This window comes from Streptomyces sp. NPDC059256, assembly GCF_042753785.1.
Taxonomy (GTDB): Bacteria; Actinomycetota; Actinomycetes; order Streptomycetales; family Streptomycetaceae; genus Streptomyces.
The window spans coordinates 248,825-267,874 of record NZ_JBHYZO010000003.1 but is presented as its reverse complement, the minus strand read 5'-3'; the positions used below and the strand labels follow the sequence as shown (position 1 = coordinate 267,874).

Annotated in this window: 11 protein-coding genes and 2 pseudogenes; 6 read left to right on the top strand and 7 right to left on the bottom strand. The window is 68.7% G+C overall.

Going from position 1 to position 19,050, the window contains the following annotated elements; translation table 11 throughout:
* Positions 1 to 53 precede the first annotated feature (53 nt).
* Complete coding sequence (locus tag ACFXJL_RS09220) at positions 54 to 2,681, bottom strand: MMPL family transporter (RefSeq protein ID WP_384690679.1); 2,628 nt, start codon at positions 2,679 to 2,681, stop codon at positions 54 to 56.
* 157 nt (positions 2,682 to 2,838) lie between these two features.
* Between ACFXJL_RS09220 and ACFXJL_RS09215 the strand changes: the two genes are divergently transcribed.
* From ACFXJL_RS09215 to ACFXJL_RS09205, 3 genes and pseudogenes are all read left to right on the top strand, one after another.
* On the top strand, positions 2,839 to 3,564 hold the full coding sequence (locus ACFXJL_RS09215; RefSeq protein WP_384691351.1) for a TetR family transcriptional regulator: 726 nt from the start codon (positions 2,839 to 2,841) through the stop codon (positions 3,562 to 3,564).
* A 181-nt stretch (positions 3,565 to 3,745) separates the two neighbouring features.
* A complete protein-coding gene (locus ACFXJL_RS09210; RefSeq protein WP_358877520.1) occupies positions 3,746 to 4,063 on the top strand; it encodes a cation transporter in 318 nt (105 codons plus the stop codon).
* Positions 4,064 to 5,202: 1,139 nt separating this feature from the next.
* Positions 5,203 to 5,502 (top strand): annotated as a pseudogene (locus tag ACFXJL_RS09205) (heavy metal translocating P-type ATPase); the annotation flags it as partial.
* Positions 5,503 to 7,122: 1,620 nt separating this feature from the next.
* Here the strand turns inward: ACFXJL_RS09205 and ACFXJL_RS09200 are convergent.
* The 5 genes from ACFXJL_RS09200 to ACFXJL_RS09180 form a co-directional block, all read right to left on the bottom strand.
* Entirely contained in the window at positions 7,123 to 8,412 is a 1,290-nt protein-coding gene (locus ACFXJL_RS09200) for a citrate synthase (protein ID WP_329019206.1), read from the bottom strand.
* 229 nt (positions 8,413 to 8,641) lie between these two features.
* Complete coding sequence (locus ACFXJL_RS09195; protein ID WP_384690676.1) at positions 8,642 to 10,864, bottom strand: ATP-dependent RecD-like DNA helicase; 2,223 nt, start codon at positions 10,862 to 10,864, stop codon at positions 8,642 to 8,644.
* A gap of 433 nt (positions 10,865 to 11,297) precedes the next feature.
* Positions 11,298 to 12,095, bottom strand: coding sequence for a sugar phosphate isomerase/epimerase family protein (locus tag ACFXJL_RS09190; protein ID WP_384690673.1), 798 nt, complete (start codon positions 12,093 to 12,095; stop codon positions 11,298 to 11,300).
* Positions 12,096 to 12,139: 44 nt separating this feature from the next.
* On the bottom strand, positions 12,140 to 13,303 hold the full coding sequence (locus ACFXJL_RS09185) for a dihydrodipicolinate synthase family protein (RefSeq protein ID WP_384690670.1): 1,164 nt from the start codon (positions 13,301 to 13,303) through the stop codon (positions 12,140 to 12,142).
* Positions 13,300 to 14,460, bottom strand: a complete 1,161-nt coding sequence (locus tag ACFXJL_RS09180; RefSeq protein WP_384690667.1) for a Gfo/Idh/MocA family protein — start codon at positions 14,458 to 14,460, stop codon at positions 13,300 to 13,302. The genes ACFXJL_RS09185 and ACFXJL_RS09180 overlap by 4 nt, the downstream gene beginning before the upstream one ends.
* Positions 14,461 to 14,767: 307 nt before the next feature.
* On the opposite strand from ACFXJL_RS09180, the gene ACFXJL_RS09175 reads away from it, so the two are divergent.
* Positions 14,768 to 15,844: a LacI family DNA-binding transcriptional regulator gene (locus ACFXJL_RS09175; protein ID WP_384632162.1), complete on the top strand. Its 1,077-nt coding sequence runs from the start codon at positions 14,768 to 14,770 to the stop codon at positions 15,842 to 15,844.
* Positions 15,845 to 16,073: 229 nt separating this feature from the next.
* Complete coding sequence (locus ACFXJL_RS09170; RefSeq protein WP_384690664.1) at positions 16,074 to 16,889, top strand: sugar phosphate isomerase/epimerase family protein; 816 nt, start codon at positions 16,074 to 16,076, stop codon at positions 16,887 to 16,889.
* On the opposite strand, the pseudogene ACFXJL_RS09165 reads toward ACFXJL_RS09170, so the two are convergent.
* Positions 16,780 to 17,721, bottom strand: a pseudogene (locus ACFXJL_RS09165) (EamA family transporter); the annotation flags it as partial. The gene ACFXJL_RS09170 and the pseudogene ACFXJL_RS09165 overlap by 110 nt on opposite strands.
* 134 nt (positions 17,722 to 17,855) lie before the next feature.
* Between ACFXJL_RS09165 and ACFXJL_RS09160 the strand changes: the two are divergent.
* Positions 17,856 to 18,758, top strand: a complete 903-nt coding sequence (locus ACFXJL_RS09160; RefSeq protein WP_384690661.1) for a LysR substrate-binding domain-containing protein — start codon at positions 17,856 to 17,858, stop codon at positions 18,756 to 18,758.
* The last annotated feature ends 292 nt before the right edge of the window (positions 18,759 to 19,050 follow it).

The following is a 19,050-nucleotide window of genomic DNA, read 5'->3' as shown; positions in this document are numbered from 1 at the left end:
CCGTGCCGGTCGCACCGCCCCCCGTACCAGCTGTGGCGCCTACTCCCTCGCCGTCAGACCTTGGCCCGATCAGGCGTGGCGGAGCCGGACCCCTGGTCTGCGCCGGTGTTCTGGTCTGCGCCGGTGTTCTGGATCGCTCCTCGCCCAGCGGCGCCCGCATCAGCCGCGTGTCCGTCATCGAGAGCGACCGAAGCCGCCGCGTCGCCTTCGCTGAGACCGAACCGCTGGTGGAACCGTCGCAGCGGCGCAGGCGCCCACCAACTCCACGCGCCCATCAGCTTCATCACCGACGGCACCAGCAGACTGCGCACCACCATGGCGTCCATCAGCACTGCAAGGGCGATACCGAGACCGAGCATCTTCGTGTTGGTGACCCGTGAAGTGCCGATGGCGAACATCACCACCGCGAGGATCACGGCCGCTGCGGTGATCAGTCCTCCCGTGCGTTGGAGTCCGAAGCGCACCGCGTGTTCATGGTTGCCCGAGTGGTCGTACTCCTCCTTGATGCGGGAGAGCAGAAAGACGCCGTAGTCCATCGAGAGACCGAAAGCGATGCAGAACATCAGCACTGGCAGATTGGTTTCGATGTCTCCGGTCGGAGTGAAGCCCAGTAGCCCGGAGAGATTGCCGTCCTGGAAGATCCAGACGACCGCACCGAACATGGCGGTGAGACTCAGGGCATTGAGCACGACCGCCTGAAGGGGGATCAGCACACTGCCGGTCAGCAGGAAGACCAGAACCAAGGTGGCCACGGCAATGATCCCCAGCGCCAACAGCAACTTGTCCGCGATGGCCGCCTTGGAGTCCTCCAGAACGGCAGCCCTGCCCGTCACCGAGGTCTCGAACGGCGCGGGCACCTCCCGCAGGTCATGGACCAACTGCTGAGCACTTTCGCCCACGGCCTCACCCTTGGGCTGAATGGTGAAGTAGGCCGCACTACCGGACACGGCCGGCCCGTCCACCCGCAGCACTCCCGGGAGGGCGGCTATACGGTCGCGGTACTCCGCGGACGTGGCGGATGTGACATCCGCGCTCCCCTTCTCGTCCCCCTCTCCCCCATCGGTGAGCGGCCCCGCGAAGATCTCGATGGCCCCGTCGGGACTACCGGTGAATCGCTCGCGAATCTCCTCCTGAACCACCCGGGACTCGGCACTCTTGGGGAGTTGCCGATCGTCCGGCGTACCGAACTTCACGTCCAGGAAGGGGAGCCCCAAAAGGAGGAGCGCCGCAATGGTGGTGAAGGCGAACAGCGGTGCCCTTCGCATCACCAGATCCGCGAGTCGGGTCCACCCTCCCCGCTCTCCGGGCTGCCCAGCCCCGTCCTGTGCAGCCCCGTCCCGAGCGGCCGACATCGGTATGGGTGTGGGCGCGGCTGTCGCCAGCGGTATCGGTATCGGTGTCGTTGGCGACGGCGACGGCGACGGCGACGGCGACGGCGATATCAGTGTCGCTGGCGGCTTGGTGGTGGACACTTCCGGCCGCGGGTGATGGCCCGGGCCCGACTGCTCCGCGCTCCGCGGCCCGGCAGACCCCGAGGACTGCTCCCCCTGATGTTCGACATGCTCGACGCCCCCGAGGGCTCGGCGGGCTCGGCGGCGACGGAAGGCCGCTCGCAGGTCCAGGGCGTTAATCCGATGCCCCAGAAGCATCAGTGCAGCGGGCAGTAGGACCAGAGCCGCGCCAGCAGCCAGGAGGACCACCGCCACTCCCGCATAGGCGAACGAGCGGAGGAAGTACTGCGGAAACACCAACATGGCCGCCAAGGACACCGCCACCGTGAGGGCCGAGAAGAGAACGGTTCGCCCGGCCGTGCGCAGGGTCGCCCCCACGGCATCACGGACCTCAAGGCCACTGGCCAGTTCCTCCCGGAATCGGCGCACGATGAACAACGCGTAGTCAATGGCCAGCCCCAACCCCAAGGCCGTGGTGAGGTTCATGGCGAAGACCGAGACGTCCGTGAACTCCGTGAGCCCCCTCAGCAGGGCATTGGTGCCCAGGATCGCGACGATCCCGACCAGCAGGGGCAGCGCTGCCGCGACCGCGCTTCCGAAGACCATGACCAGAAGGATCAGGGTCACCGGTAGGGCGATGGCCTCGGCCAGCAGGAGATCTTCCTGAATGATCGTGGTCATCTCATGCTCCACGGCGACTGGCCCTCCGAGGGAGACCTCCACCGGGCCGTGCGCTCCCCGATACTCCGGGGCTATCCGCTGAAGGACCTCGGCCTTGGTCTTCTCATCACCCAGCACCCGCGCCGCGACGAGGGCTTGCCGTCCGTCCTCCGAGCGCAGAGCCGGCGAAGGGCTCTGCCAGTAGGACCCGACGCCCGTGATCCCCTTTTCCGCTGCCAGGCGCTCGGTCAACCGCCGCCCTTCGGCGGCGACCGCCAGACTGTCCACCCCCGCCCGCCCGCTGTCGACCAGCAGCAGCAGATTGGGCTGCGAGGCCGGAAACTCGCGCTCCAGCGCCTTGGTCGCGTACGACGACTCGGCAGCCGGATCGGTCCACCCGCCGCTTCCCATCCGGTCCGCCACTCCACTGCCAGCGAAGACGGCGAGCACGGTGAGGACCAGCGCCGCGAACAGGGCGAGTCGTGGTCGCGCGGTGACGAATCGGGTCCACCCTCCGACCGGCCGCCGTGCCCGGGGCGGGGCCGGGGGCGGGCTGTTGACTTCGGACATGGTGCGGTGTCCCCTTCACCGTGGCCCATGTGCAGGCATGCGAGCAGGCAGCATGAGGCGACCATTGCCATAGACTTGGCAAACACGAGCAATCGCTCGCATTGACAAAGAATGCGAGCGACCACTCGCGTTTGTCAACCGCGCCAGGAAGCTGGGGATATCAGTGCCGGACACGACAAAACCGGAGGCAGTAGCTCCAGAAAACGCACCCACTCAGGAGTCCGCACCCGCGACCGCCAAACCGCGCCGCCGCCAGGCGCGCGGAGAGCGCCGGATCGCCCAACTCCTCGATGCCGCAGCGACCGTCTTCACGACGTCCGGATACACCGCAGCCACGACCAACGCCATTGCGCGTGAGGCCGGCGTCTCCCCCGGCACGCTGTACCAGTTCTTCCCCAACAAGGAAGCGATCGCCATCGAACTGGGCGGTCGACTCCTGGAGCGCTGGCGCGAGTCACACGGCACGGCACTCATCGCAGCGGGGCAGCCACTCCCCCTCGACACGCTCCTGGACGAGGTCCTCGATCCGCTCTTCGCCTTCAACTACGACAATCCGGCCTTCGCGGTCCTGATCCACGGCCATGACGCGCCCGGCCAGATCGCCCAGGAGTTCAACGCCATCCATCTGAGCCTGCTGGCCCGGATCGAAGAGGTGTTCGCCGTCTATCTGCCCGACCTTTCGCCGGCAGAGCTGTCCCGCATCGCCAACACCGCGCTCACCATCTTCAAAGCGGGCCTCGATCTCGTCCTCACCCACGAGGGCGAGGAGCGGCAGGCTTACACCCTGGAGATCAAGACGGTCCTGTACCGCTACCTGGACCCACTGTTCCCCGAGGGCGAGGACTGCCCACTGACCCGCAGCGCCACCGAGGGGGCGTCCTGACGAACGGCCGCGCGCCACGGAGTCCACAAGCGGCACGCCACGGAGTCCACAAGCGGGAGTTTCATACCCCCTAGGGGTATAGTATATTGAGCATCAGAGGATCCCGACCGTCTCGGGAGCCCCTGCTACGTCTCTGGTGTGCCGCGACAGGCGCATCCCCACTGCCCGCGAGGAGAACGACATGACCGCGAAGACCGAGATCGAGATCATCGAGAACGCCCCCGCCTCCAGCTGCTGCGGTGGCAGTGCTTGCGGCACCGACTCGGCCGACGCCGCAACCGAGGGCGCCGTGACCACGGTCTACCAGGTCGCCGGAATGACCTGCGGCCACTGCGAAGGTGCGATCTCCACGGAGGTCTCCGCCATCGCCGGTGTCACCTCCGTCAAGGCCGTCGCCGCGACCGGTCTGGTGACCGTCGTCTCCGAGGCCGCCCTCGACGAGTCGGCCGTCCGCGATGCCGTGGACGAGGCCGGGTACGAGTTGGTTGGCAGGGCCTGAGCCCGGGGCGCGGGTCCGGTCCGGTCCGTACCCGTCGCCATGCCAAGCCACGCACGGGCGGCCCCCGAGCCCGGTCCACGATGGGCAGCGGGAGGAATCCGCCCCCTGCCGCGAACCGTCCCGGCCCGGCCGGATGCCCACCCCGTCCACGCACCAGGCGGACGAGGACAGCCCAGGCGTCGAGCCGTATCCGATCAGTTCGCACTGGTTGGGTACGGCTCGACGGCCACCACCGCACCCAGGCTCACTTCCGCACTGACCCGATGACGCAACCAGCGCGGACGGCCCGCCTCCCGCACAGGACTCACAGTCTTCCGACGGTCACTCTGAGCAGCGCTCCTGCACCCCGTCGACATGGCGGAAATGCGTCGGGGCCACCCCCTCAGACCTCGCGGACGATCTTCGCCGGCGTTCCCGTGGAGAGACCGGCGGCATGGTGGCATTCGTCCCTCTCGGACGTATGCCGAAGACCCACCCCACGGATGACTTCAGCAAGGCACGCAGTGCCGCACTTGCCATTCGCTCATCGAGGAGCCCGCCGGACGACGGAATCCGCGTTTCGGGCGATCCGACCGCACATCGGCAGCAGCTCGTCGCACCAGCCGCCAAAGGGCCGTCCGTCCCTGGCCAGCGAGGTCCATGGAGGGCACCCACCGAAGCGTCCCACTCCATGGACGCAGCCGATGGCTGCCGACCGGATGGCACCACTGCCCACAGACGCCGGCATACGGCTGCCTGAGAGACCCCTGACGCCTGTGGCCACCCCGAACGGGACAGGGGATGATTCTTCCCCCCTCAAGGGCCGTACGACCGTCTAGGCGCCCTGTGATGACAACTCGCTGGGCGCCCTGAAGTCTCCGCTCCGAGAAGCCAGAGCCCGTGACACCACCGCGGCGGGGTCGCGCACGGAAACCGTCTTGTTTCCACCCGACCCGCCCCGACCAGTGCCGCCCAGTACCGATCAGTACCCATCAGTACCGACCGGCCACCTTCCTCGCCACGACCGAGTGCCGAGACGGCCGTGCCCGACATCGACGAGGCGCATGCTCCGGCGCCGCCGAGGACAAGAGCAGAGGTCGCAGGACGAGTCCGGGCCACGATGTGGCGGGGCAATCGTCGAGGGCAACACCTGCGACACGGGTGTGCTCGCCACCTCGGATCCGGCTCCGAGGCCAAAAACGGGCGCCGATGGCGCGGCCAGGGCGAGTGATCTCACTCTCATCCGGGGAGATCTACGGGTGGCCGCGGACGCGATCCGTCTCGCGCGTCGGACACTCAGGACCACCAAAGGGAATCTTTTTCGGGCCTTTGGCGATAACGTAGCCGCACTACCTCTTGCGGCATCCGGCCAGTTCACACCCATGATCGTTGGGTTTGCCATGGCCGCTTCATCCGTTTTTGTGGTCACGAACGCCCTGCGTCTACGGTCGTTCAACTGAGCTCATGTGAGGCACAAGACCTTCACAAAGAGACCTAGATCACAGATATTGAGGGGTAACCATTGAGGCTCCGCATGAGTCTAAATGGGCGATGCCAGGAACGTCTTGGGGGACGTTCGTGGGATGTCTTGGGGGACATTCCAGGCAAGCGTTGGCCGGGGCACGTGCCCGGGGAGCTTTGAGCGGCCCTCCCGTGCGTACGTACCCCGGCAGACCGCGTGTGGAGCTTCTGCTGCGGCAGGGACACCCGATCGGATCCCGTGGGGGGAATCCGTCTCGGAGGTCCCCCAAGCAGCAGAGACACCCGGCCGGATCCCGTGGGGGGAATCCGCTCCGGGGATATGGGAAGCGCCCCGCTCGTCGACCCGTGGGGGGATCGGCAGCGGGGCGCTTTCGTCTTCTACGGCGTCGCCCGAGCGTGGAACGCCAGGAGCCCAACTGGGGGCCACAAGAGCCCCACAGGGCCGCTCAGGGCCTGGAAGGGCCCATTCGGGCTCAGTCTTGCGGTCTCAGGCGCGTCAAGCACCATCTGGTGTCCCTCGGCGGCCGGCCCGTGGGTGGCGCCGGTGCCACCCACCACTCGGGGCACATCGGCACGCCTCCACTCTGACGACCGAGCTGCGGGGACCACCGGCACACGCCCGCCACACGCCGCCACACGCCGACGCCCTCGGTACGCACGAACTGAAGTCGGGCACTTCGACACCGGTGCCCCAAGGCTCCCGAGCCTGGCCATCGCGGTCCGTACGGAGGGGGTTGGACGTTCGCCGGAGCAGGGCGCACGGGCTGCCGGACCAGCCAGAATCAGCCGCCAGGGTATCGCGATGCGACGACACACAGTGATCGTTACCGGGCCCCAACCCGCAAGGCCCTCAGGGACGGCCGAAGCGGCACAGTCCTCATTCCCTGCGCGCCACCACCCCGTGGTGGACATGGCCCCAGCGGACGGGTGCAACGGCCCTCTACGGGTGTTCCCGGTGCCGTCCGCCGTCCCGGTCGACAAGGTGTGGCACCACCCTGGGGAATGCGTCGGGGAGCGTCTGCCTGGGTGCCCAACGGGGGCGCAGTCCACCCGGTCCATACGAGGTGCCCGCTCCAAGGGCCGCAACACCGCCGCCAGAAGCCACCGAGGGAGCACATCGAGGCCGCACGGGGCACGAGGGCTTCAAGGGCTTCAAGGGCTTCAAAAAGGGGGCGGAGAAGGCGTCCGCACGAGAGAGACAGTGTGTGCCAGGGCCCGGTTCGACCTCGGCTCGCCAGACGGCCGGCCGGCCGGCCGGCCGTCACAGCGGCACGCAGTGCCGAGCGCCCATCGCGCCCCGGCTGCGCGGGGAACGCGCTGTGCACAACCCACAGAGCCTGTGGAGCAGCCAGCACAACTCGCGGTGGCTGCTCCACAGGCGAGGTACGCCGAAAACACCGCTGCCGGAGTGCCCGTGGGCACTCCGGCAGCGGGGACGCTGGACCGTACGGCTGCCGGGACGCCCGTCCACAGGGCAGCCGTACGGAACTGGGGACCGCAGAGCCTCAGCCCGCGGCGACCCCGTTGGTCGAGCCCCGAAGGACTCGGGTGAGCTCGACGCCAATCCAGGGCGTCGGCGGCCCTAGGTCGGGTCGGGCTCAGCGGGCCTCGACGGGCACGAAGTCGCGCTCGACGACACCCGTGTAGATCTGCCGCGGACGGCCGATCCGCGAACCCGGCTCCTTGATCATCTCGTGCCACTGCGCGATCCATCCGGGCAGCCGCCCGATCGCGAACAGCACGGTGAACATCTCGGTCGGGAAGCCCATGGCCCGGTAGATCAGACCGGTGTAGAAGTCGACGTTCGGGTAGAGCTTGCGCTCCACGAAGTAGCTGTCGGAGAGCGCGTGCTCTTCGAGCTTGAGCGCGATGTCGAGCAGCTCGTCGGACTTGCCGAGCGCGGAGAGGACGTCGTGGGCGGCGGCCTTGATGATCTGGGCACGCGGGTCGAAGTTCTTGTAGACCCGGTGGCCGAAGCCCATCAGACGGACGCCGTCCTCCTTGTTCTTCACCTTGTTGATGAAGGAGTCGACGTTGCCGCCGGACGTCTTGATGCCCTCCAGCATCTCCAGCACGGACTGGTTGGCGCCACCGTGCAGCGGGCCCCAGAGCGCCGAGATGCCGGCGGAGATCGAGGCGAACATGTTCGCCTGGGAGGAGCCGACCAGGCGGACCGTGGACGTCGAACAGTTCTGCTCGTGGTCCGCGTGCAGGATCAGCAGCTTGTCGAGGGCCGCGACCACGACGGGGTCGAGGTCGTACTCCTGTGCGGGGACCGAGAAGGTCATCCGCAGGAAGTTCTCGACGTACCCGAGGTCGTTGCGCGGGTAGACGAAGGGGTGGCCGATCGACTTCTTGTACGCGTACGCCGCGATCGTGGGCAGCTTGGCGAGCAGCCGGATCGTGGACAGGTGGCGCTGCTTCTCGTCGAACGGGTTGTGGCTGTCCTGGTAGAACGTCGACAGCGCGCTGACCACCGAGGAGAGCATGGCCATGGGGTGGGCGTCTCGTGGGAAGCCGTCGAAGAACCGCTTGACGTCTTCGTGGAGCAGAGTGTGCTGGGTGATCTCGCCACGGAACTCGGCCAGCTCGTCGACGGTGGGAAGCTCACCGTTGATCAGCAGGTACGCCACTTCGAGGAAGCTGGAGCGCTCCGCCAGCTGCTCGATGGGGTATCCGCGATAGCGGAGGATTCCCTCTTCGCCGTCGAGGTAGGTGATCGAGGATTTATAGGCGGCCGTGTTGCCATAGCCGCTGTCCAGGGTCACCAGACCGGTTTGGGCTCGGAGCTTGCCGATGTCGAAGCCCTTGTCACCGACGGTGCTCTCAGCCACCGGGTAGGTGTACTCGCCGTCGCCGTACCGCAGTACTACAGAGTTGTCGCTCACGTCATCCCTCACCGACGTAGTGCCTCTTCTTCGAGGTGCCCTGACTGTCTCTACCATCCCCCACTTGGCTCAGCAGAGTGCACTCGGGGTCGACCGATTGACCCTTTGGCGGCACTGAGTGCCGCCAAGCCTGCCCATCCTGCCCCGTCAGACCGGAAACCGGAAGTCGAGGTGGCATTTCCCACCCCGGTACCAAAGCGCTTCCCCCGAGCGGGCGAGTGTGCCCCGCTCAACCGCGGCTCAACCGGTGGTCCAGCGCGGTGAACCGTCTGCCTGCGGAAACTGTCCGGACCGCCTGTCCGAGCGCTTTGCGGGAGCCGACGAGGACAACGAGCTTCTTGGCCCGGGTGACAGCCGTGTAGAGGAGGTTGCGCTGGAGCATCATCCACGCCCCGGTGGTGACCGGGATCACCACGGCCGGATATTCGCTGCCCTGCGAACGATGAATGGTGACCGCATACGCATGGGCCAGCTCATCGAGCTCGTCGAACTCATACGGAACCTCCTCGTCCTCATCTGTCAGCACCGTGAGCCGCTGATCGTCCAGGTGAAGGGAGGTGACGACGCCCACCGTTCCATTAAAGACGCCGTTCTTTCCCTTCTCATAATTGTTGCGAATCTGCGTGACCTTGTCGCCGACCCGAAAAATTCTCCCGCCGAAGCGCTTCTCGGCCACATCCGGGCGGGCGGGCGTAATTGCCTGCTGTAGAAGGCCGTTGAGCGTGCCGGCACCCGCTGGACCGCGGTGCATAGGGGCAAGAACCTGAACATCTCGCCGAGGATCCAGGCCGAATTTGGCTGGAATTCTTCGCGCGGCAACATCGACAGTGAGCCTGCCGGCGTCCTCGGTCTCCTCTTCGACGAACAGGAAGAAGTCCGTCAAGCCGGAAGTGAGGGGCGGTAGACCCGAATTGATGCGATGGGCATTGGTGACCACACCTGATTGCTGGGCCTGCCGGAAGATCTGGGTGAGTCGCACACTGGGAATGGGCCCGCCATCGGCGAGGAGGTCACGCAGGACCTCTCCCGCGCCCACGCTCGGCAGCTGGTCCACATCCCCCACCAGCAGCAGATGCGCACCGGGAGCGACCGCTTTAACCAGCTTGTTGGCCAGGAGCAGATCGAGCATCGAAGCCTCGTCCACCACCACCAGATCCGCGTCCAGGGGACGGTCCCGGTCATATGCGGCATCCCCGCCCGGCTTCAACTCCAGCAGTCGATGCACGGTGGACGCCTCGGCACCGGTGAGCTCGGAAAGCCGCTTGGCCGCCCGGCCCGTGGGCGCGGCCAGCACCACCTTCGCCTTCTTGGCACGGGCGAGCTCCACCACCGACCGTACGGTGAAGGACTTGCCGCAGCCGGGACCACCGGTCAGAACCGCCACTCGGCTGGTGAGCGCGAGCTGAACGGCGGCCTGCTGCTCGGGGGCGAGTTCCACACCGGTCCGCTCCGCCAGCCAGCCAAGCGCCTTGTCCCAATCGACGTCCTGGAAGGCGGGCAGTCTGTCGTCCGCCGCGCCGAGCAGCCGTTGGAGTTGGGCCGAGAGCGAGATTTCCGCCCGGTGGAACGGCACCAGAAAGACCGCGGTCAGCGGGTCTCCTCCATCCGGCGCAGGCACCAGTTCCCTGACGACTCCTTCCTCGTCGGCGGCCAGCTCCGCGAGGCATTCGATCACCAGCCCGATGTCCACCTGGAGCAGTTTGACTGCGTCGGAGATCAATCGGTCCTCGGGCAGGAAGCAGTGCCCCTGGTCGGTGGATTGGGACAGGGCGTACTGAAGGCCGGCCTTGACCCGCTCCGGGCTGTCGTGGGGTATGCCCACCGCCTGTGCGATCTTGTCCGCGGTGAGGAAGCCGATGCCCCACACATCGGCCGCCAGCCGGTAGGGCTGGTTCTTCACCACGGAGATGGAGGCGTCTTCGTACTTCTTGTAGATGCGGACGGCGATGGAGGTGGAGACACCGACTCCCTGGAGGAAGACCATCACCTCCTTGATCGCCTTCTGCTCCTCCCAGGCCACACCGATCAACTTGGTGCGCTTGGGGCCAAGTCCCGGAACCTCGATGAGTCGCTTCGGCTCCTGCTCGATGACATCGAGGGTGTCCACTCCGAAGTGGTCCACGATCCGCTCGGCGATCTTGGGGCCGATGCCCTTGATCAGCCCGGAGCCGAGATAGCGGCGGATGCCCTGGATGGTGGCAGGCAGGATCGTCGTGTAGTTCTCAACGGAGAATTGCTTGCCGTACTGCGGATGCGAGCCCCAGCGGCCCTCCATGCGCAGTGATTCACCGGGTTGAGCGCCGAGCAGCGAGCCGACGACGGTCAGGAGGTCACTTGCGCCGCGACCGGTGTCGACGCGCGCCACCGTGTAGCCGTTCTCCTCATTGGCGTAGGTGACGCGCTCCAGGACACCTTCGACGACCGCCAGCTGAGGCACTGTCGTTTGGGACATGGCTCGACGCTACCGTCTCGGTCCGACAAGCCGCCCCGCCTGTGGATAACCCCGAACATTCCGACCCTGCCCTACCCGACCGCCTGGTCGAGGCAGCCCCGTACGGCTGCGGCTGCGGTGCCCGGCGCGGAAGCCCGAAACAGCGGAAACCCGAACCCAGCGGAGGAACGACCCGCGGAGGAACGACCCGGCGGGAGAGGGCAGACCCGAGAAGGGAAGACGAGGGAAGGGAGGAGAAGGGGGGCGGAAATCGAGGAGGACCCGACCATGGGCCGGGCCCCTCCCTTTCCCCTCCGTCAAGACTTCCAGAATCCCCCCAGATTCCCCCCCGGAAGCCCTGACACCACGTACGACACTCATGGGCGCCGAAGGGTTGCACGGTGGGAGAACAATTTTTCCCGGCCCGTCGGTAACCACCTCCTCGGCGGACGCATCACCACACGTGTTCCTGGAAGCGGTGGAGCGTCTCGGCGACCACTTCGGCACCGTCCCGCGCCCAGAGCGCCTCGTTGAACAGCTCCACCTCCACCGGCCCGCGGTACCCGGCCTCCTCGATCCGCTCCCGCCAGCGCCGCAACTCGATGGAGCCGTCGCCGAGTTGGCCGCGCCCCGTGAGGACGCCTGCGGGGAGGGGTGTGATCCAGTCGGCCAGTTGGAAGGAGTGGATGCGCCCCTGCTCCCCGGCATCGGCCACCGCCCGTGGTGCCGACTCGTCCCACCAGACGTGGTACGTGTCCACCACCACTCCCACCCAGGAGGGCGGAAACCGGCCGGCGAGGTCCAGCGCCTGGTGCAGGGTGGAGATGACGCAGCGGTCCGCCGCGTACATCGGGTGCAACGGTTCGATGGCCAGCCTGACGCCCCGTTCCGCCGCGTAGGGAGCGAGCGCACCCAGCGCATCGGCGACCTGTTCACGGGCTCCGGCGAGGTCGCGGCTGCCCTCCGGTAGTCCGCCGCTGACCAGCACCAGGGTCTCCGTGCCGAGGGCCGCCGCCTCGTCGACCGCGGCCCTGTTGTCATCGAGGGCACGGTCGCGCCCCCGACGGTCGGCCGCGGTGAAGAAGCCTCCCCGGCAGAGGCTGGTGACGGTCAGACCGGCGGACCTCATCAACTCGGCCGCGGCCCGGACCCCGTACGAGCGGACCGGTTCCCGCCAGAGGCCGACCCCCCGCACTCCCAAGCGTCCGCATACGGCTGCCAACTCGGGCAGGGACAGCTGTCTCACGGTCATCTGGTTGATGCTGAACCGGTCGAGCCCCCTCGCGCTCGGGGCGTTCACCCTTCGACCCCGTGCACATCGAGGAGTGCACGCATCCGGGCCTCGGCGGACTGCGGGTCGGGGAAGAGGCCGAGTGCGTCGGCGAGTTCGTACGTCCTGGCCAGATGGGGCAGCGAGCGGGCGGACTGCATGCCTCCGATCATGCTGAAGTGGCGCTGGTGACCGGCGAGCCAGGCCAGCAGCACCACACCCGTCTTGTAGTGGTGGGTCGGTGGTTCGAACAGGTGCCGGGAGAGCGGCAGTGCGGGTTCGAGGGCCGTGCGGAATCCGGCCGGGTCGCCCGCGTCCAGCCGGCGTAGGGCATCGGCGGCCAGTGGCGCCAAGGGGTCGAGGACGCCCAGCAGGGCATCGCTGAAGCCCTTCTCGTCCCCCGCGATCAGTTCCGGATAGTGGAAGTCGTCCCCGGTGTAGCACCGCACGCCGGTCGGTAGTCGACGGCGGAGAGCGATCTCCAGGGCAGGATCGAGCAGCGACACCTTGACCCCGTCGACCGCGGTGGGCCGTGCGGCGACGATCTCCACCAGGGCTGCGGCAGCTGCCTCGGGGTCATCGCTCCCCCAGTAGCCGCGCAGCGCCGGGTCGAACATCGGGCCGAGCCAGTGCAGGACCACCGGCTCACGGGCCTGGCGCAGCAACTCGCCGTAGAGGGCGGCGTAGTCCTCGGGGCCACGGGCCGACGCCGCGAGCGCCCGGGACGCCAGGAGGACCGCGCGGGCCCCGCACTCCTCGACGGTGGCGAGTTGTTCGACGTAGGCGGCGTACACGGCGTCGAGGGTCGCCGGCCCCGGAGGGAGTTGGTCGGTTCCGACCCCGCAGACGATCTGTCCGCCGACCGCGGCGGCCTCGGCCGCGGAGCGCCTGATCAGCTCCGCAGCGGCCGGCCAGTCGAGACCCGCCCCGCGCTGTGCCGTGTCCATGGCCTCCGCCACGCCCAGTCCGTACGACCACAGATGGCGACGGAAGGCGAGCGTCGCGTCCCAGTCGACGACGGCGGGCGAGCCGGGGCCGTTGGCCGCGCGGGGGTCGGCGACGGTGTGGGCCGCGGCGAAGACCGTACGGGAACGGGGCCCGGGCCGGTCGGGGGCTGGGAACTCCATGGGGTGGAGGCGGGGGCGGTAGGGGCGCAGCCCGCCGTCGGCGTCCGGCAGGAGCAGGCTCACAGCGTCACCTCCGGAACGTCCAACCGGCGCCCTTCGGCGGCCGATCTGCCGGCGAGTTCCGCGAGTTGTACGCCTCGGGCGCCGGCCAGCAGGTCCCAGTGGTAGGGCTCGCCGAGCACCACATGGCGGAGGAACAGTTCCCACTGGGCTTTGAACGCGTTGTCGTACTCCTCGTTGTCGGGGATCTCCTGCCACTGGTCGCGGAAGGACTCGGTGGCGGGCAGATCGGGGTTCCAGACAGGTCTGGGGGTGGCCGAGCGATGCTGGGCCCGACAGCGGCGCAGACCCGCGACGGCCGAGCCGTGGACTCCGTCCACCTGGAACTCCACCAGTTCGTCGCGCATCACCCGCACCGCCCAGGAGGAGTTGATCTGGGCGACCGCGCCCCCTTCGAGTTGGAAGATGCCGTACGCCGCGTCGTCTGCGCTCGCCCGGTAAGGCTCGCCGCGCTCGTCCCAGCGCTGTGGGACATGGGTGGCCGTGTGGGCGAAGACGCTGGTCACCCGGCCGAAGAGTTCGTGCAGCAGGTAGTCCCAGTGGGGGAACATGTCGAGGGTGATCCCGCCGCCGTCTTCGGCGCGGTAGTTCCAGGACGGCCGTTGGGCCTGCTGCCAGTCGCCTTCGAAGACCCAGTAGCCGAATTCGCCGCGGATGGACAGGATCTCGCCGAAGAATCCGCCGTCGACCAGCCGTTTGAGCTTGCGCAGCCCCGGGAGGAAGAGTTTGTCCTGGACGACGCCGTGCCGTACGCCCGCGGTGTCCGCGAGCCGGGCGAGTTCGATGGCTCCGGCGAGGTCCCCGGCGGTCGGCTTCTCCACGTAGAGGTGCTTGCCGGTGGCGATGGCCCGTTTGAGGGCCGCGGGGCGGGCGGAGGTCACCTGGGCGTCGAAGTAGACGTCCACGCGTCGCTCTCCGGTGGCATCGAGCACCGCGTCGAGGTCGGTGCTCCATTCGGTGAGGCCATGGCGTTGGGCGATGGCGCGGAGTGCGTCCTCGCGGCGCCCCACCAGGACCGGTTCGGGCCAGAGGGTCTCACCGCCGCCGAGGTCGAGTCCGCCCTGTTCGCGGATGGCGAGGAGGGAGCGCACCAGGTGCTGGCGGTATCCCATCCGGCCGGTGACGCCGTTCATGGCGATCCGTACGGTCCTGCGTGTCACGTGCCAGCCTCCGGCGGCTAGTCGGTGCCGCCCATGGCCGGGTGCCGTGGCGGGCGGCGGTGCGCTCGTTCGACTTCTCCCCTATATCCCTGCGCTGCGCCTGACGGAACCGCCTGACGGATCGCCGGTGTGTCTGCGGGGTCCCGGGGTCCCGGGGTCCCGGGGCGACGGCGAGGTGGCGCTGAAACCCTCCTGGAGCGTGTTCACCGCAACCCGTCGTAGCAAGCGCTTTCTATCGGATATGACGCTAGCCTGCCGACAGCGGCCCGGACAAGCGCCCGGGGCGGATCTCCCGCGGAGGGAAGCGATGACAGTCACCCTGGCGGATGTCGCGGCGCGGGCCCGGGTCTCCCCGGCCACCGTCTCCCGCGTCCTCAACGGCAACTACCCGGTCGCGGCCTCGACCCGGGAGCGGGTACTGCGCGCGGTGGACGATCTGGACTATGTGCTCAACGGCCCGGCCAGCTCCCTGGCCGCGGCCTCGTCCGACCTCGTCGGCATCCTGGTGAACGACATCGCCGACCCCTTCTTCGGGATCATGGCCGGGGCCGTGCAGAGCGAGATCGGCGGGTTGGGGAGCGTCGGGCGCGGGGGCGGCGAGAAGCTGGCCGTCGTGTGCAACACGGGTGGCGCCGCCGAGCGGGAGCTCACCTATCTCACCCTGTTGCAGCGGCAGCGTGCCGCAGCGGTGGTGCTGACCGGTGGCGCGCTGGAGGATCCCCAGCACACGGCTGCGATGGCGGCCAAGCTGGGCAAGCTCAGCCGGGCGGGGACACGGGTGGTGCTCTGCGGCCGTCCCCCGATCAGTGGTGACCCGGGCGCGGGGGAGCATCCCGACCCGGCCGTACTCGCCTTCGACAACCGGGGCGGAGCCCGCCGACTGACCGACCACCTCCTGGCGCTCGGGCACCGCAGGATCGGCTATGTGGCCGGGCCACCGGGCCGTACGACCACCAGGGACCGGCTGGAGGGACACCGGGAGGCGATGGCGGCTGCGGGTGTGGCGGGCGATCAGCAACGACTCACCGTGCACAGCACCTACGGCCGCAGCTCGGGCTTCGACGCGGCCCGTGAGCTCCTTCGGAGGGATCCGGAGTTGACGGCTGTCGTGGCCGCCAACGACACGGTGGCGCTCGGGGTCTGCGCGGCCCTGCGGGACCGGGGGCTCCGTGTCCCCGAGGACGTCTCGGTGGCGGGCTTCGACGACCTGCCCTTCGCGGTGGACGCGGTGCCGGCGCTCACGACCGTACGACTTCCGTTGTTCGAGGCGGGCGCGCGGGCGGGGCGGCTGGCGATGGGGAAAGAGGCTCCTCCCCCGGGCGGGATAGCGACGGTCGAAGCGGAACTGATGGTGCGCGGATCCACGGCACGGCCGCGAGGGTGAACGTCCGGCTGCCGGGCATCCGCCGTGCCCGGACTCATCCGGGGGACCCTCGCAGGTCGCGGCGGATGTCGGGCGGGATGCGGGGTACCCGCACTACGGGACGTCGCACACCGCCGGGCCGTCCACGCTGAATGGTCCCGGCCGCCGTCCCACCGGATCGGCGGGGCGTTCCGTCGGCCCGGCAGGCAGTCCACAGGGCAGGTTCGGGCCCCGACGAAAGGAACAGTCCGTGAAGTTCGCGTTCTCCACGCTCGGTGTGCCGGGCATGCCCACGGCCGACGTGGCGGTCCTCGCTGCCGACACCGGCTATCAGGGCGTGGAGCTGAGGGTGGCGCCCGACGAGCCGGTGCACCCGGGGATCGAGATGCCCGAGCGGGCTGCCGTGGTGAAGGAGTTCGAGCGGGCCAAAGTGCAGATCCTCGCCGTCTGCGGCTACACCGATCTGGCGGCCGAGGCCGATGAGGCGGTGGCACTGAGGGAGATCGGCGAGCTGTTGTGGCTGGCCCGGGACCTCGGCGCACCCTACGCCCGGGTCTTCCCCGGAGGCGGCGACCAGGACTCCTCCATTGCGGATGCAACGGCAGCCAGGCTGCTCGGTGCCGCTGCGGAGACCGCGGCCGGCGCCGGGGTGAAGCTGCTCCTGGAAACCCATGACTCGCACCCCACGGGCGAGGACCTGTCCCGGGTCCTCGGGCCGGTCGGCCATCTCCACGCGGGCGCCCTCTGGGATGTGCTGCATCCGTGGCTGGCCGGCGAGGACCCGATCACCACCCATGGCGCGCTCGCCCCGTTCCTTGGATACGTACAGGTCAAGGATGTTGCCTCGCGTGAAGACCTCACGCCGATCGCCCTGGGCGAGGGTGTGGTCCCGCTCGCCGAGTGCCTGGCGACGCTCACCCCCCAGACGTGGTTGAGCTGGGAGTACGAGAAGCGCTGGCACCCCCAGGCAGCGAACCTTCCGGGGCTGCTCGTCGCGGGACGGGAGCACCTGGAGGGCCTGTTGTCCTCCCTGCCCGCCCAGCCGACCTTCCCGACAGCGAAGTGAGTGCCACTCCTGTCACCAGGAGTACGGCGGCGCACCAGCCCAACGGGCTGATGGACTCATCGAGCAACAGCGCCGCGGACGACATGCCGAAGACGGGGACCAGCAGGGAGAACGGGGCCACGGCCGAGGCGGGGTGATGGCGGAGCAGCCAGTTCCAGGCTCCGAATCCGAGCACCGTCGACACCCAGGCGATGAACAGCACCGCTCCCGCGCCGGTCCAGTCCAGGGAACGCAGGGCCTCCGTCTGCGCCTGTGGCCCCTCGAAGAGGAGCGAGAGGGCGAACAGGGGCAGTACGGGGACGACGCTGACCCAGACCATGAAGTTGAGGGCGTGCGGTGGGGACGCCTTGCGGGTGAGTACGTTGGACACGCCCCAGCACGCAGCGGCGGCGATGACCAGCGCGAAGGCAGCGACCGATCCCGAGGCTCCCTCGTCGACGGCGGCGACGGCGATCCCGCCGAACGCTATGGCCATGCCGATGATCCGCCCCCTGCCGAGGTGCTCCGCCAGGAGGGTGGCGGCGAAGACGGCGGTGAAGACCGCTTGGGCCTGGAGCACCAGCGAGGACAGGCCCGCGGGCATCCCCTGGTCCATGCCGAGGAACAGCAGACCGAACTTCCCCACGCCCAGCGCGAGGCCCACGCCGATGATCCACCGCCAGGCGACCGTGGGACGGCCGACGAGGAAGACAGCGGGCACGGCGGCGACCGCGAACCGCAGGGCGGAGAAGAGCAGGGGCGGAAAGTGGTCGAGGCCGATGTCGATGACGACGAAGTTGACTCCCCAGGTCGCAGTGATCGCGACGGCCAGGCAGATGTGTGCTGGGCGCATGAAGCGAGCATCAGGGACTCGAACCATGTAGCACCAGCACGCATTTCTTCATGGTGAAATTGAGCATTGCTTACGAATTCCGCATGAAGTGTTGCCGGGCAGTCGGGCAGTCGGGCAGTCGAGAGGGAGGCGCCGTGCTCGATCTGGGACGGTTGCGGGCGCTGCACGCCATCGCGGTGCACGGTTCGGTCGCGGCTGCCGCGACCGCACTCGGGTACACGCCTTCGGCGGTGTCGCAGCAGATCACCAAGTTGGAGCGGGAGACGCGCACGATCCTGCTGGAGCGCCGGGGGCGTGGCATCGTCCTCACGGACGAGGCACGCCACCTCGCCGGGGCAGCGCAGGAGCTACTGGCGATCGTGGAACGCGCCGAGACCACCTTGGAGGAACGGCGTGGGACTCCGACCGGTCGGTTGACGATCGCCGCCTTCGCATCGGCGGCCCGGGGGCTCCTGCCGGAAGTCCTCGCCGGACTGACGCACCGCCATCCCGCCCTGGATGTGCGGTTGACCGAGGTGGATCCGCATCTGTCGATCGATCTGGTCGCCAAGGGCATGACGGATCTGGCCGTGGCCCACGACTGGGACATCGCGCCCCGGCCCGCTCCCGAGGGAGTGGAGCAGGTCTACCTCGGCGAGGACCTGTGCGATCTGCTGGTGCCCGAGGGGCATCCACTGGCTGCGAAGGGAAAGGCGGGACAGTCGGACCTGGTGGGCGAGCGCTGGATCTGCCAGCCGCCGGGGACGGTCTGCCACGACTGGCTGGTGCGTACGCTGCGCGCCTCGGGCCATGAACCCGATCTGGTGCACCAGGCGGAGGAGAACCACACCCAACTCGCCCTGGTGGCGGCTGGGTTGGGCGTGGCCGTGATTCCGCGGCTGGGGCGGGGAGCTCTACCGCCCGGCGTGGTGGCGGTACGACTCGACCCGCTGCCCAGGCGGCGGCTGTACGCACTGTGGCGGACGGGTGCGGCCCGACGACCGGCGATCACCACGACGGTGGAGATGCTGCGGGACCGCTGCGCTCGACTGGAGTGACACCGGACACCGCTTGGACGCGTGAGGGGATGCGTGAGGGGATCCGCTCCGGGGGCAGGTGCGGGGGCCAGGTGCGGGGCCGCGTTGCCCAGGCGGCCTGCTGTGCGATTCCGGCGCGGACTCGGCGAACGGGCGCGATCGAACCCCTCTCGTGGCCCCGGCGGCCGGGCGCACCATCCGGTGCGCGGAACGAGTCTCATCCAGCAGGCAACCCCCGCGCGGACTTTGCCGTCTATCCAGCCAGCCCTGCCGGGTGGGTTCGCAGTTCGGTGCCGGTCCGCTTTCGTTTTGG